This is a genomic window from Enterobacter cloacae complex sp. GF14B, from assembly GCF_004136805.1.
In the GTDB taxonomy this organism is placed as follows: domain Bacteria; phylum Pseudomonadota; class Gammaproteobacteria; order Enterobacterales; family Enterobacteriaceae; genus Enterobacter; species Enterobacter hormaechei_C.
Genome location: NZ_QFRV01000093.1, coordinates 1 through 14014 on the forward strand (window position 1 = coordinate 1; position 14014 = coordinate 14014).

The 14014-nt window shown below is 53.4% G+C and carries 15 protein-coding genes; 6 read left to right on the top strand and 9 right to left on the bottom strand.

The window, feature by feature from the left end:
• From DD606_RS21385 to hemA, 3 genes are all read right to left on the bottom strand, one after another.
• Positions 1 to 390: HemK/PrmC family methyltransferase (locus DD606_RS21385; RefSeq protein ID WP_139158329.1), on the bottom strand; the 390-nt coding region annotated here is incomplete at its 3' end.
• Positions 390 to 1472 carry a peptide chain release factor 1 gene (prfA, locus tag DD606_RS21390; protein WP_003856667.1) on the bottom strand — a complete coding sequence of 361 codons (1083 nt, stop codon included), beginning with the start codon at positions 1470 to 1472 and terminating at the stop codon, positions 390 to 392. The genes prfA and DD606_RS21385, both read right to left, overlap by 1 nt.
• Before the next feature lie 41 nt (positions 1473 to 1513).
• Positions 1514 to 2770, bottom strand: a complete 1257-nt coding sequence (gene hemA / locus DD606_RS21395; RefSeq protein WP_129259091.1) for a glutamyl-tRNA reductase — start codon at positions 2768 to 2770, stop codon at positions 1514 to 1516.
• A gap of 201 nt (positions 2771 to 2971) precedes the next feature.
• On the opposite strand from hemA, the gene lolB reads away from it, so the two are divergent.
• From lolB to dauA, 4 genes are all read left to right on the top strand, one after another.
• A complete protein-coding gene (gene lolB / locus DD606_RS21400) occupies positions 2972 to 3583 on the top strand; it encodes a lipoprotein insertase outer membrane protein LolB (RefSeq protein WP_003856665.1) in 612 nt (203 codons plus the stop codon).
• Positions 3580 to 4449, top strand: coding sequence for a 4-(cytidine 5'-diphospho)-2-C-methyl-D-erythritol kinase (gene ispE / locus DD606_RS21405; RefSeq protein WP_045336440.1), 870 nt, complete (start codon positions 3580 to 3582; stop codon positions 4447 to 4449). The genes lolB and ispE overlap by 4 nt, the downstream gene beginning before the upstream one ends.
• Positions 4450 to 4574: 125 nt before the next feature.
• Positions 4575 to 5522: a ribose-phosphate diphosphokinase gene (prs, locus tag DD606_RS21410; protein WP_003856663.1), complete on the top strand. Its 948-nt coding sequence runs from the start codon at positions 4575 to 4577 to the stop codon at positions 5520 to 5522.
• A gap of 124 nt (positions 5523 to 5646) precedes the next feature.
• Positions 5647 to 7326: a C4-dicarboxylic acid transporter DauA gene (dauA, locus tag DD606_RS21415; RefSeq protein WP_129259093.1), complete on the top strand. Its 1680-nt coding sequence runs from the start codon at positions 5647 to 5649 to the stop codon at positions 7324 to 7326.
• On the opposite strand, the gene DD606_RS21420 is transcribed toward dauA, so the two are convergent.
• Positions 7312 to 8370 carry a MerR family transcriptional regulator gene (locus DD606_RS21420; protein ID WP_058656958.1) on the bottom strand — a complete coding sequence of 353 codons (1059 nt, stop codon included), beginning with the start codon at positions 8368 to 8370 and terminating at the stop codon, positions 7312 to 7314. The genes dauA and DD606_RS21420 overlap by 15 nt on opposite strands.
• A gap of 120 nt (positions 8371 to 8490) precedes the next feature.
• On the bottom strand, positions 8491 to 8766 hold the full coding sequence (ychH, locus tag DD606_RS21425) for a stress-induced protein YchH (protein WP_003856655.1): 276 nt from the start codon (positions 8764 to 8766) through the stop codon (positions 8491 to 8493).
• A gap of 274 nt (positions 8767 to 9040) precedes the next feature.
• On the opposite strand from ychH, the gene pth reads away from it, so the two are divergent.
• Both pth and ychF read left to right on the top strand, forming a co-directional pair.
• Complete coding sequence (gene pth, locus DD606_RS21430; protein WP_006810922.1) at positions 9041 to 9625, top strand: aminoacyl-tRNA hydrolase; 585 nt, start codon at positions 9041 to 9043, stop codon at positions 9623 to 9625.
• A gap of 126 nt (positions 9626 to 9751) precedes the next feature.
• The gene (gene ychF, locus DD606_RS21435) at positions 9752 to 10846 is read left to right on the top strand and encodes a redox-regulated ATPase YchF (protein ID WP_003856650.1); all 1095 of its coding nucleotides are present in this window, start codon (positions 9752 to 9754) and stop codon (positions 10844 to 10846) included.
• A 59-nt stretch (positions 10847 to 10905) separates the two neighbouring features.
• Here ychF and DD606_RS21440 read toward each other — a convergent pair whose 3' ends face one another.
• From DD606_RS21440 to DD606_RS21455, 4 genes are all read right to left on the bottom strand, one after another.
• Complete coding sequence (locus DD606_RS21440; RefSeq protein WP_008499501.1) at positions 10906 to 11328, bottom strand: hypothetical protein; 423 nt, start codon at positions 11326 to 11328, stop codon at positions 10906 to 10908.
• 116 nt (positions 11329 to 11444) lie between these two features.
• On the bottom strand, positions 11445 to 12008 hold the full coding sequence (locus DD606_RS21445; RefSeq protein ID WP_045336437.1) for a hypothetical protein: 564 nt from the start codon (positions 12006 to 12008) through the stop codon (positions 11445 to 11447).
• Between the two features lie 146 nt (positions 12009 to 12154).
• Positions 12155 to 12814, bottom strand: a complete 660-nt coding sequence (locus tag DD606_RS21450) for an Imm43 family immunity protein (RefSeq protein WP_045336435.1) — start codon at positions 12812 to 12814, stop codon at positions 12155 to 12157.
• The coding region (locus tag DD606_RS21455; protein WP_176691456.1) for an RHS repeat-associated core domain-containing protein at positions 12814 to 14014 on the bottom strand (1201 nt) is incomplete at its 5' end. The genes DD606_RS21455 and DD606_RS21450, both read right to left, overlap by 1 nt.

The following is a 14014-nucleotide window of genomic DNA, read 5'->3' on the forward strand; positions in this document are numbered from 1 at the left end:
CTCGCTGGCAAGCGCCAGCGCAATCGCCCCGGTGCCGGTGCCGAGATCGAGGATCTGACACGACTGCGCCGGTAACCGCGCCAGCGCCTGCTCCACCAGACACTCGGTGTCCGGGCGCGGGATCAGCGTGGCCGCTGAGACGTACAGTGGAAGGGACCAGAACTCGCGCTCGCCAACCAGATGCGCCACCGGCTCGCCGGTTTTACGGCGGGCAAGCAGCGTCTCCAGCTGCGATTGCTGTTCAGCGGTCAGCGCGGTTTCGCCGAAAGCCAGCAGATACGTGCGGGCTTTACCCGTCACATGCTCAAGCAGAATTTCGGCGTCGCGCTTCGGGCTTTCACTTGTGGAAAGCTCACTGGCGGCATGGCGTAACCAGCGCTGAAAATCCATTAATCCTGCTCGGACAGTGCCGCCAGCTGGTCGGCCTGGTATTCCTGCACGATAGGCTCAATCAGCATATCGAGCTTGCCTTCCATTGCCTCATCCAGACGGTACAGCGTCAGGTTGATGCGGTGGTCGGTTACGCGCCCCTGCGGGAAGTTATAGGTGCGGTTACGATCGCTACGGTCGCCGCTGCCCAGCAGGTTACGGCGGGTAGAGGCTTCCGCCTGCTGGCGTTTCGCCATTTCCGCCGCGTGGATACGGGCGCCCAGCACGGATAACGCCTTAGCTTTGTTCTTGTGCTGGGAACGTTCATCCTGACACTCAACCACAATCCCGGTGGGCAGGTGAGTAATACGGATAGCGGAGTCGGTGGTGTTAACGTGCTGACCACCTGCCCCTGAAGAGCGGAAGGTGTCGATGCGCAGATCCGCCGGGTTGATATCCGGCAGTTCCGCTTCCGGCAGCTCCGGCATCACCGCCACCGTACAGGCCGAGGTATGAATGCGCCCCTGCGATTCCGTCGCAGGCACGCGCTGCACGCGGTGACCGCCGGATTCAAATTTCAGTCGACCGTACACGCCGTCACCGCTGATTTTGGCGATAACCTCTTTGTAGCCGCCATGCTCGCCTTCGTTGGCGCTCATGATCTCCACGCGCCAGCGACGGGATTCGGCATAACGGCTGTACATACGGAACAGATCCCCGGCGAACAGCGCCGCTTCGTCGCCGCCGGTACCGGCGCGGACTTCCACAAAGGCGTTACGCTCATCGTCCGGATCTTTCGGCAGCAGAAGCACCTGAAGCTGCTGCTCCATCTCTTCTGAACGCGCTTTCGCATCCTGTAACTCTTCCTGCGCCATCTCGCGCATCTCAGGATCGTCGAGCATCATCTGCGCGGTTTCGATATCTTCCTGGACCTGTCGCCAGTCGGTAAAGCATTTTGAAACATCACTTAACTGCGCGTATTCACGCGACAGCGCGCGAAAACGTTCCTGGTCGGCAATGGTCCCGGCATCGCCGAGCAGCGCCTGGACTTCTTCATGGCGCTCGTGCAGAGCTTCCAGTTTAGCGACGATAGAAGGCTTCATAGGCGTAAATGCACCTTGTCTTAGAAAATGGGTATAGGGCGCTATTCCAGCCCGAGGCTGTTGCGCAGAATTGTCAGGCGTTCATCGTCCCCGTCACGGGCAGCCTGCTGAAGAGATTTGGTTGGGGCATGGATCAGGCGGTTGGTCAGTTTCCAGGCCAGATCCTGCATAATCGCCTGCGCGTCGCCGCCCTGTTCAAGGGCCGCTAACGCTTTGGCCGTCAGGTCATCACGCACCTGCTCCGCCTGACCGCGGTATTCGCGGATGGTCTCGCTGACGCTTTGCGCGCGCAGCCAGGCCATAAATTCGCTGGTTTCCTGTTCAACGATGGTTTCCGCCTGCACAGCCGCCGCCTTACGCTGGGCAAGGTTGTGCGAAATGATGCTTTGCAGGTCATCCACGCTGTACAGGTAGGCGTTCGCCAGTTTGCCCACTTCCGGTTCGACATCACGCGGAACGGCGATATCCACCAGCAGCATCGGCTGATTGCGGCGGGATTTCAGCGCACGCTCGACCATCCCTTTCCCGATAATCGGCAGCGGGCTTGCGGTAGAGCTGATAATAATGTCCGCCTCTTTCAGACGTTCATCGATGTCGCTCAACGCAATCACCTCAGCGCCCACTTCATCTGCCAGCACCTGTGCACGTTCGCGGGTGCGGTTGGCGATGATCATCTTCTTCACCTTGTGTTCGCGAAGATGGCGCGCCACCAGCTCGATGGTTTCGCCCGCCCCCACCAGCAGTACGGTGACGGTCGACAGCGATTCGAAGATTTGACGGGCAAGGGTACAGGCCGCGAAAGCAACCGAAACCGCACTGGCGCCAATGTCGGTTTCGGTTCGCACACGCTTCGCCACGGAGAATGACTTCTGGAACATTCGTTCAAGTTCGCTGGCTTTCAGATGCCCTTTCTGGGAATCCGAGAAGGCTTTTTTCACCTGGCCGAGGATCTGCGGCTCGCCCAGCACCAGCGAATCCAGACCGCTGGCCACGCGCATCAGATGGCTGACCGCATCGTTATCCTGATGCCAGTACAGGCTGTTGCGCAGCTCTTCTTCGTTGAGGTTGTGGTAGTCACATAGCCAGCGGATCAGCGCCTCGTGCAGGTTGTCCTGCTCCTCCACGCTTAAATAGAGCTCGGTACGGTTGCACGTCGACAGCACCACGCCACCCTGCACCATCGGCTGTGCAAGCAGGCTGTCCAGCGCCAGGTCGAGCGTATCCGGCGAAAACGTAACGCGTTCTCGCAGTGAAACCGGGGCCGTTTTGTGGTTGATACCGAGTGCTAATAGGGTCATGTTGAGCGGGAGTAGTACCAGCGTTAATAAGGTTAGCAGGACGCATCATACAGGATGCGCGAGATCAATAAAAGAGACTGCCCCCTTTCGGAGTAATAGCTTACGCCACGCTTTGAGATAATTTGAACGTAGACGGTGGCACCCTTCAACGCTAGCATTAACAGTTATAACTGCAACGTATCTCAAGGATTTGTCATCATTATGACCCGAATGATTCGCCTGCTGCCTCTGGCGGCCCTGGTTCTGACCGCCTGTTCCGTTCATCAGCCGAAAGGCCCGGGCAAAAGCCCTGACTCACCGCAGTGGCGCCAGCACCAGCAGGACGTGCTGAAATTAAGCCAGTATCAGACCCGCGGTGCATTTGCTTATCTCTCTGACGAGCAAAAAGTTTACGCTCGCTTCTTCTGGCAGCAAACGGGTCAGGACAACTATCGCCTGCTGCTGCTGAACCCGCTGGGCAGCACCGAACTGGAGCTGAACGCAAAGCCTGGCGAAGCGCAGATTACCGATAACAAAGGCCAGCACTACACCGCGACAGATGCCGAAGAGATGATTGGCAAGCTGACCGGGATGCCGATTCCGCTCAATAGTCTGCGTCAGTGGATCCTTGGCTTGCCGGGTGACGCAACCGACTACACGCTCGACGATCAATACCGTCTGAGCCAGGTAAACTACACCCAGGGCGGTAAAACCTGGAAAGTGGTGTACAGCGCGTATGACAGCAAGACTCAACCGTCGCTGCCGTCCAATATGGAGCTGACGCAGGGTAGCCAGCGTATCAAGCTGAAAATGGACAACTGGATCGTTAAATGATGACCCACTGGCCCTCTCCCGCAAAACTGAACCTGTTTCTCTACATTACCGGGCAGCGCGCTGACGGCTATCACACCCTGCAAACGCTGTTTCAGTTTGTCGATTACGGCGACACGATCTCCATCGAACCGCGTCAGGACGGGCAGATTCACCTGCTGACGCCGGTCGACGGCGTGGCGCATGAGGATAACCTGATCGTGCGCGCTGCTCGCCTTCTGATGAAAACGGCGTCGTCGTCGGGTCGTCTGCCAGCGGGAAGCGGTGCGGATATCCGTATCGACAAACGCCTGCCAATGGGCGGCGGTCTTGGTGGCGGTTCATCAAACGCAGCGACCGTACTGGTGGCGCTTAACCACCTCTGGTACTGCGGTCTGACGACGGACGAACTGGCAGCGTTAGGATTGACGCTGGGCGCCGATGTACCGGTGTTTGTGCGCGGCCACGCGGCGTTCGCTGAAGGTGTCGGTGAAATCCTCACGCCGGTCGATCCGCCGGAAAAATGGTATCTGATCGTTCACCCTGGCGTGAGCATTCCTACCCCGGTCATCTTTAAAGATCCTGACCTGAAAAGAAATACCCCGGTACGGTCAATAAAAACGTTATTAAATTGTGAATTCAGCAACGATTGCGAGGATATCGCAAGAAAACGTTTTCGCGAGGTTGATGCGGTGCTTTCCTGGCTGTTAGAATACGCGCCGTCGCGCCTGACCGGTACAGGGGCCTGTGTCTTTGCTGAATTTGACACCGAAACCGCCGCCCGTCAGGTGCTTGAGCAAGCGCCGGTTTGGCTGCATGGTTTTGTAGCACGCGGGATGAACATCTCCCCCCTACAGCAGGCCATTCTGGCGCAGACTGAGTTTCGGTGACAACGTCACCCTGTTCCAGACGTTGCATCGCGCTCTTTAATACACCGCCTGGATAGCGTTTGCTTAGGCCCCGCAGTTTGCGGCGAACGCTATCCACCACTGGACGCATGCCTGAGGTTCTTCTCGTGCCTGATATGAAGCTTTTTGCTGGTAACGCCACCCCGGAACTAGCACAACGTATTGCCAACCGCCTGTACACTTCCCTCGGCGACGCCGCTGTAGGTCGCTTTAGCGACGGCGAAGTCAGCGTACAAATTAATGAAAATGTACGCGGTGGTGATATTTTCATCATCCAGTCCACCTGTGCTCCAACGAATGACAACCTGATGGAATTGGTTGTTATGGTCGACGCGCTGCGTCGTGCTTCTGCTGGCCGTATCACTGCTGTTATTCCTTACTTTGGCTATGCACGTCAGGACCGTCGCGTCCGTTCCGCGCGTGTGCCAATCACCGCTAAAGTAGTCGCTGACTTCCTGTCCAGCGTCGGCGTTGACCGCGTACTGACGGTTGACCTGCACGCAGAGCAGATCCAGGGCTTCTTCGACGTGCCGGTTGATAACGTATTCGGCAGCCCAATCCTGCTGGAAGACATGCTGCAACTGAATCTGGACAACCCGATTGTGGTTTCTCCGGACATCGGCGGCGTGGTACGTGCTCGTGCTATCGCAAAGCTGCTGAACGATACCGACATGGCGATCATCGACAAACGCCGTCCGCGCGCTAACGTTTCTCAGGTGATGCACATCATCGGTGACGTTGCTGGCCGTGACTGCGTGTTGGTGGACGACATGATCGATACCGGCGGTACACTGTGTAAAGCCGCTGAAGCGCTGAAAGAGCGTGGTGCGAAACGCGTATTCGCTTACGCCACTCACCCGATCTTCTCCGGCAATGCGGTAAACAACCTCCGTAACTCCGTCATTGATGAAGTTGTGGTGTGCGATACCATCCCACTGAGCGACGAGATCAAAGCGCTGCCAAACGTGCGTACGTTGACTCTGTCCGGGATGCTGGCCGAAGCGATTCGTCGTATCAGCAACGAAGAATCCATCTCTGCAATGTTCGAACACTGATCGAACACGGCCAAAAAACCCGCTGCGGCGGGTTTTTTTGTTTATAGTATTTATTTGTATGACTTATGCCTCCTTCACCTGCCATTCATATGACAGATGATGCGCACACGGATGATAGATAATTGTGAAAAAAGTAACCTCCTCACATGTTCTGCCCTTTCGCGCCCTCATCGACGCCTGCTGGAAAGAGAAATACACGTCGTCACGCTTTGTTCGTGACCTGATAGCCGGGATCACCGTCGGGATTATTGCCATCCCGCTGGCGATGGCGCTGGCGATTGGTAGCGGCGTCGCGCCGCAGTACGGGCTGTACACCTCGGCCGTTGCGGGGATTGTGATTGCGCTGACGGGCGGGTCCCGCTTCAGCGTCTCCGGCCCGACGGCCGCCTTTGTGGTGATCCTCTACCCGGTTTCCCAACAGTTTGGTCTGGCAGGCCTGCTGGTTGCCACCCTGATGTCCGGCGTCTTTTTGATTCTGTTTGGTCTGGCCCGCTTTGGGCGGCTGATTGAGTACATCCCCCTTTCCGTAACGCTGGGGTTCACCTCGGGGATTGGGATTACCATCGGGACCATGCAGATCAAGGATTTCCTCGGCCTGCAAATGGCCCATGTTCCGGAGCACTATTTACAGAAAGTGGGCGCGCTGTTTATGGCGTTGCCGACGGCCAACCTGGGCGATGCGGCCATTGGCATCGTTACCCTCGGCACACTTATCGTCTGGCCTCGCTTAGGCATTCGTCTCCCGGGGCATCTGCCCGCTCTGCTGCTGGGCTGCGCGGTGATGGGCGTCGTCAACCTGCTCGGTGGACAGGTCGCCACCATTGGCTCCCAGTTCCACTATGTTCTGGCGGACGGCTCACAGGGCAGCGGCATTCCGCAGCTGCTGCCGCAGCTGGTTCTGCCGTGGGACATGCCGGGCTCCAGCTTCACCCTGAGCTGGGATTCCCTTCGCGCTCTGCTGCCCGCTGCATTCTCCATGGCAATGCTGGGCGCGATTGAATCTCTACTGTGCGCCGTTGTGCTCGACGGCATGACCGGCACTAAGCATAAAGCCAATAGCGAGCTGGTCGGCCAGGGCTTAGGGAACATCGTTGCACCGTTCTTCGGCGGTATTACGGCTACGGCTGCGATTGCCCGTTCCGCCGCGAACGTACGTGCGGGCGCGACATCACCGGTTTCGGCGGTCATTCACTCCCTGCTGGTGATCATGGCGCTGCTGATCCTTGCCCCGCTGCTTTCATGGCTTCCGCTCTCTGCCATGGCTGCGTTGCTGCTGATGGTGGCCTGGAACATGAGTGAGGCGCATAAGGTGGTTAACCTGCTGCGCCGCGCGCCGAAAGACGACATTATCGTGATGCTGATCTGCATGTCGCTGACCGTGCTGTTCGATATGGTTATCGCTATCAGCGTCGGCATAGTGCTGGCCTCGCTGCTGTTTATGCGCCGCATCGCGCAGATGACGCGTCTCTCCCCGGTTAACGTTGAGGTGCCTGACGATGTGCTGGTGCTGCGCGTGATTGGTCCGCTGTTCTTCGCCGCAGCGGAAGGTTTGTTCAGCGATCTGGAATCCCGCATCGCGGGCAAACGGATTGTGGTGCTGAAGTGGGATGCCGTCCCGGTGCTGGATGCCGGCGGTCTGGATGCCTTCCAGCGCTTTGTTGCCCGCCTGCCGGAAGGCTGCGAGCTGCGGATAAGTAACCTCGAATTCCAGCCCCTGCGCACCATGGCGCGCGCAGGCGTGCAGCCGATCCCTGGCCGATTGTCCTTCTACCCTAACCGTGAAGCTGCATTAGCGGATCTGTGAGTCATCTGATGCAGAGACGCGTCTTTGCATCATCACCCCGATCGCCTGCTGGAGCCATTCAAGCACGGCAGGCGTCATCCACGTGCCTTTCATCAGATGCGGCTCCTGCTGCATGGCGAGGCGAAATTTTTGCTGGGTCTGCGGGTTTGTTCCCGCATAGGACTGGAATAAAACCAGCCACTTTTCTGCCAGCTTTTGCGCATCGTCAGAAGCGGGACTGAGATTATCTCGCTGCGCCTGATGCAGCTTCGCCACCAGCGGCGGCCACTCCATCATCCGGTCAAAGTAGTGCGCCCGGGTAAAGGCCATCTCTTCGGCAGTGAGATATTTCTCCCAGATGCTGAGCTTTGATTCGGCAAACGCCCGCGTGATGTAATCAGTTATCTCCGGCGTAATGCCGGTTTGCGCCTGCATCTGCGGCTCCACGCTGTGCATCTCGTTCAGACGGGTCAAAAATTCCGGTTTGCCTGCGGTATCCTGCTCCAGGCGTTCCATCCACCGTGAAGCCAAATCGGTCGCCCGCGCGTCCGTGACGCTGACGTTCTGTTCCAGCAAGTGTTTAACCTCCCTCACCAGCCCCGACCAGATATCCGCCAGCGCCTCTTTCTCTACCGCAAACGGCAGTTGCTGCAACTCTTCTTTGCTAAACCAGCGATCGTACATATTCATTAACTCCAGAGTCTGTAGCCAGGATTCCAGATCCGGCGTCGCATCGTCGGTCAGCCCGGTACGCAATTCCACCAGCCGGTTGCGCAGCGTATGGATGCTACGCAGTTGCTTGTCCAGCAGAGTGATTTGCCCGTCGAGTAATTCGGCTAATGACAGCGAACGCTGTTTCAGAAAATCCCTGATTTCGGCAAGCTCCAGCCCGGCTTTTGCCAGCGTCTGGATCATATGCAGACGCTGCACATCCGCCAGGTTATAAAGCCGGTAGCCTGCCGCGCTTCTGGCAGAAGGTAACAACAGCCCTGTTTGCTCGTAGTGATGCAAAGTCCGCACGGTGATCCCGGCACGTTTCGCCAGTTCTCCCACCTGTATCAACATAACGGCTCCTTTTGTTCTGCCAGTGTCGTTACTCTGAAGCCTTACGTTACGTGAGGGTCAATGCGTCATGCAAAAAAAAACGACTTCAGATGAAGTCGTTTCGGTGTTCTTTATGGGGCACTAGCTATGCTTGCGCTGGTCGCGGCGGCATCGTTTATCGTAATGACGCACCCACCAGTATTTATCGCAGACTTCCTCATGTCCGCTCACGCGCGCCCCGGCGAGCCACAGTACCGCACCGAGGAAGATACTCAGCACCGCGCCATGCGCAAAGTATTGTGGGAGGTCAAGCTGCGGTAATTGGTTTAAGATTGAATAACCGACACCGGCGACCATCACGAACAGTCCCAACCCCATTAGCACGTTACCGAGCATTGAAGCGTTTTTGCGTTTCATATGTCACCTCCGGAACTTTGGGTTGTCAGGGGAAAAGCCCCTTCTCCTTGTGTGTAAAGTATAGACAACGCCTCTTATATGAGTTGCGTGAATGATCACATTTACTGATAACTCCCGGACAAAAATTTACAAATAAGACATTGAACAGCTTGAAATTCTAATTGTTCAAAGAAGAAATTATTCGCATTTCGGTGTACAGCAGGCAGAACTTTGTCAAGCGGCGCGTCAGACAGTAAACTACGCGCCAGATCTGGAACCCATTAGGAAGTAAATCGTGACGATTAAACTGATTGTCGGCCTCGCCAATCCGGGCGCAGAGTATGCTGCTACCCGCCATAACGCCGGTGCCTGGTATGTTGATCTGCTGGCGGAGCGTTTGCGCGCTCCCCTTCGTGAAGAACCCAAGTTTTACGGGTATACCTCACGCATCAATCTTGCGGGTGCTGACGTGCGGTTGCTGGTGCCAACCACCTTTATGAACCTGAGCGGCAAAGCCGTGGCAGCTATGGCAACGTTTTATCGCATCAATCCGGATGAGATCCTGGTGGCCCACGACGAACTGGACCTGCCGCCAGGGGTGGCGAAGTTCAAACTGGGCGGCGGTCATGGCGGCCACAACGGCCTTAAAGACATCATCAGCAAACTGGGTAATAACCCTAATTTCCACCGTTTGCGCGTGGGAATCGGCCATCCGGGCGATAAAAACAAAGTTGTTGGTTTCGTACTGGGTAAACCCCCGGTTTCTGAGCAGAAGCTGATTGACGAAGCGGTAGACGAAGCGGCCCGCTGCACCGAGATTTGGCTTCAGGACGGCCTGACGAAAGCCACCAATCGACTGCACGCTTTCAAAGCGCAATAAACAAGGCCCTGCGGCATTTTTACCGCGCGGCACGTGGGTTACGTGTATAATAGGCGTAGTTATTTACTTTTCTTCAATCGGTTATCGTTAACGGATTGATTATCAAGAGATTAAGGTGATTTAGAAATGGGATTCAAATGCGGTATCGTCGGTCTGCCAAACGTGGGCAAATCCACCCTGTTCAACGCGCTCACCAAAGCAGGTATTGAAGCGGCGAACTTCCCGTTCTGTACCATCGAGCCGAACACCGGTGTTGTTCCTATGCCCGATCCGCGTCTGGACCAGCTCGCGGAAATCGTGAAGCCGCAGCGCATTCTGCCAACCACCATGGAGTTCGTGGACATCGCGGGCCTGGTAAAAGGCGCTTCCAAAGGTGAAGGCCTGGGCAACCAGTTCCTGACCAACATCCGTGAAACCGAAGCGATCGGCCACGTTGTGCGCTGCTTCGAGAACGACAATATCATTCACGTAAACAACAAAGTGGATCCGGCTGACGACATCGACGTCATCAACACCGAGCTGGCCCTCTCTGACCTCGACACCTGCGAGCGCGCCATTCACCGCGTGCAGAAGAAAGCCAAAGGCGGCGACAAGGACGCGAAAGCGGAACTGGCTGCGCTGGAAAAATGTCTGCCACAGCTGGAAAATGCCGGCATGCTGCGCGCGCTGAAAAACCTGACTGACGAAGACAAAGCGGCGATCAAATACCTGAGTTTCCTGACCCTGAAGCCAACCATGTACATCGCCAACGTTAACGAAGACGGTTTCGAGAACAACCCGTATCTGGACAAAGTGCGTGAAATTGCCGCGGCTGAAGGTTCTGTAGTGGTTGCGGTTTGCGCTGCCGTTGAATCTGATATTGCAGAGCTGGACGACGCCGACCGTGAAGAGTTCATGGCCGAGCTGGGTCTGGAAGAGCCGGGCCTGAACCGCGTGATCCGCGCAGGCTATGAGCTGCTGAACCTGCAGACCTACTTCACCGCTGGCGTGAAGGAAGTGCGTGCGTGGACCATCCCTGTGGGTGCGACTGCGCCTCAGGCGGCCGGTAAGATCCATACCGACTTCGAGAAAGGCTTTATTCGTGCGCAGACTATCGCGTTTGAAGACTTCATCACCTACAAGGGTGAGCAAGGCGCGAAAGAAGCAGGCAAGATGCGTGCGGAAGGGAAAGATTACATCGTTAAAGATGGCGATGTGATGAACTTCCTGTTTAACGTTTGATTTGTTTTGAATGAAAAAAATCCACGCTTTGGCGTGGATTTTTTTATTGCGTAACGAACTTATCCCCTCTTGCGCAGATAGAACTCTAGATATTTTTTAGGTCTATCCTGAAACGCACGCTCTTTGCCGTAGTTATAAGCATCGTTAAAATATTTATACGCTTCCTCGAATTGATTCAACTCATAACAGACCATGCCGAGATCGATTAAGGGTGCAGTGTCTATATCCGATCCACGTGTCCGTAATGTCGTCTCTCCCCATTTCTTTGCCTCAGCGTAATCCGCGAGATCAAAATATGCGCTGTACATGCAGGCAGAGATCCAGTTGGCAAATTCAGATTCGAGCTTTGGTTCAGGAAGAGCTTGCCAGGCTTTTTGGTATTGCTCTAAAGCCTCGGCGTATTTTTGGTTGCCGTGAAACTCGTTTCCTTTTTGTACAAGAGATGTAACTTTTTCATCAAATTTATCGAAACCGTTTTTCATATTTTTATTCATTATCAATCGAAAAGAGACCTCCTTGCCTATATAAAAGTGGATTTAAGCGAAAAATGTTGTCAGAAGCAAGGAGGGTTCTAAAAGTGTTAGTTTTTATTATTAACCTAGTCAAAAAAGAATTGCTTAAAGCCTTCTGCCTCAACATCCTTTAGCTTGTTTTTTAGCATTAAATCGATATCTTTCAGAAAGTCCTCTCTAAAATTAAAATCATCAGCTGTAACATCACCATCATATTTACTTTGTTCTATCTCAATGGCAGAACAAAAAGAATCCAAAAAGTCAGCTAAGGAACTGGAAATTATGAAATTTCTTTTTTGGATACTACCATAAACTGGAGAGGTTATATTTTTGATATCACAAAAAAGAACATCTCCATTTCTTTCAGCAAAGATTACATAATCATCGTGCCAAGCCGTATCATTTTGAACTCTCCAGCCTGATAACATTTCTTTTAGCTCTTGGGACTCAACAATCTGTATAAAGAAGGCACCATCAAATGTTGGGTGGTCATTTAAAATCAAATGGCTATAAAAAAATCGAATTTCACCATTTAAATTTACAGGAAAAGAAATTTCATTCTCATCGTCTGTATAGACTATCTCTCCCATATTTAAATCATTCATTTTGAATTTGTTAACAAAGTCTTGGATAGTATTTTTTATATGCATTATTCCTCTTTAAGAGTTAACATTATTGGCTACTCTTAAAATTACTATGACCCATAGTTGAAAAATGTACCCATAATCCAAAGAACTTCTTCGCGCCATTAAAAAAGAAAAACAAAGAATCAATAATGGCACGACACCCTTCAATATTAAGGTAGTTTGTTGCCCTTTCTTTTACGATTTGAGTCTATTTCGTAGAAATAATCTTCACAGAAAACGTCTAAAGCATTTTCCAGTGGAACAAGTTTCAACCCCCGGAAGCCTTTACTTTCTATAACTTCCTTGACCTCTTGTTTAACAATAATAAAACCACCTAACAATGTGTCGTTCAACGAAAGTATATCATATTCAAGCGCATCATCATTGAATTCAATTTTAAAAGGTATGATATCTCCGAACTTATCCTCTTCGAGAATAGATTTATCCTCATCTATAACATCGCCGCCTGGAAAATATACATATTTAAAATCACCCCGAAGAACTTGACCATTCCCAATCGAAACTGGTGTTATATCTCGGCCAAAAAAAACATTGTGCTTATAATTTTCAAAAATTGAAAATAAAGACTTATCCATCAAGTGTCCAAAGTCTTTTTTATAATAGTCAAATTTCAAAGCCCCAACATTTTTATTGCACAACAAATAAATACGGTCTGGGCATGCATCGTCTGTTATTCGATAAGGGAAGGAAAATGCAGAGCCTTCTATTTCCCAGTTTTCATTGATCTGTAATCTTTCATCAACCATGCCCTGTAAATTTCTTGGCATGAGTGATGATTCAAAGTCATTCATGATCACATAATAGGACATTAATTCATTCTCCTGCATTTTGTTGTGGGAACATGTCCCATCCAAATTTTATTCTTCATATCAATCTGGATCCGCCTTATAGCTATCCTCGCCCCTTTAGCATCCAATCTTCCAGAATTATATCGTTGCTCAACACGAGCAATGCGCTGACGGACAATGTCACTATAGTTATGATGATTACTACTATGGAAAACATCCATACCTTTCCCTGCATCTTGTTTCATCGCTGATGCACTACCTGGAACATGAATACCATTAAATGCAGAGTTCATGTCTTTTCCGATACCAATATTATTGAAGAATGATTGGTTCTCTTTCCACACCTCAACGGGTATAACATGGTGAGCAGAAAGTCTATCACCAACTTTACCAGCCATAGCTTTATCTAATATACCGCTATTAGATAGCCCCCACGGATCCACCCACCCCAGCGCATTCGGCGCATACTGGTAAAGGTTTATCCCCCCCGCCAGCCCTATCGGGTCCTGCTGCGTAAACCTTCCGCAGTCCGGGTCATAATACCGGAACAGATTGTAGTGCAGCCCTGTCTCACGATCCAGGTATTGCCCCTGCATGCGCAGGTTCTGAGAATATCCTGATACCTGCGTCTCGCTTTCCCGCAGCAGCTTGCCCCAGGCGCTGTTCACCCCTTCCCAGCGCACCTGTCCTTCGCTATCCGTCATCCGTTCCGGCGTGCCGTTCGGCTGACAGTGGAACCAGAAGATTTCCGGGGCATCAACCCCGTCGATACGCGCCAGCGGATCGTAGCTGTCCTGATCGCTGTAGACGTAGGTCAGCGGCACATCCCCGTGCACTTCCTGCAACAGCCGGAACCCTTCCCAGACAAACCGCGTGGTGACTGGCTTACCGGTTGGCTGGCCGCCCAGCATCTGGCGGCGCGTTTTGCTGATGCGTCGCCCGAGCGGATCGTAGCGGAAGCTGACCAGCGTCTGCGGCCTGTTGCGGTCCCTTGGCTGGCTGATGACCTCTGTCAGGCGATGCTCGCCGTCATAGCGGTAGTGCCAGCGGGTCTGGCCGTTATCCTTCTCCACGGTACGGCCGTGGATGTCATAGCGCCAGCGAATGCCGTTCAGCTGCGTCAGGCGGTTGTGCGTGACCTTCTCAGCAGAGCCTTCAAGCGGGTTACCGGCTGCATCCCAGCGCCACTGCTCCTGGCCGGGCAGCGTGCCGTCCTGAACC

Excerpts from the sequence above, each read along its gene's own strand:
- prfA (WP_003856667.1), bottom strand. The coding sequence starts at position 1,472 with ATGAAGCCTTCTATCGTCGCTAAACTGGAAGCTCTGCACGAGCGCCAT.
- hemA (WP_129259091.1), bottom strand. The coding sequence starts at position 2,770 with ATGACCCTATTAGCACTCGGTATCAACCACAAAACGGCCCCGGTTTCA.
- lolB (WP_003856665.1), top strand. The coding sequence starts at position 2,972 with ATGACCCGAATGATTCGCCTGCTGCCTCTGGCGGCCCTGGTTCTGACC.
- ispE (WP_045336440.1), top strand. The coding sequence starts at position 3,580 with ATGATGACCCACTGGCCCTCTCCCGCAAAACTGAACCTGTTTCTCTAC.
- DD606_RS21420 (WP_058656958.1), bottom strand. The coding sequence starts at position 8,370 with ATGTTGATACAGGTGGGAGAACTGGCGAAACGTGCCGGGATCACCGTG.
- ychH (WP_003856655.1), bottom strand. The coding sequence starts at position 8,766 with ATGAAACGCAAAAACGCTTCAATGCTCGGTAACGTGCTAATGGGGTTG.
- ychF (WP_003856650.1), top strand. The coding sequence starts at position 9,752 with ATGGGATTCAAATGCGGTATCGTCGGTCTGCCAAACGTGGGCAAATCC.
- DD606_RS21440 (WP_008499501.1), bottom strand. The coding sequence starts at position 11,328 with ATGAAAAACGGTTTCGATAAATTTGATGAAAAAGTTACATCTCTTGTA.
- DD606_RS21445 (WP_045336437.1), bottom strand. The coding sequence starts at position 12,008 with ATGCATATAAAAAATACTATCCAAGACTTTGTTAACAAATTCAAAATG.
- DD606_RS21450 (WP_045336435.1), bottom strand. The coding sequence starts at position 12,814 with ATGTCCTATTATGTGATCATGAATGACTTTGAATCATCACTCATGCCA.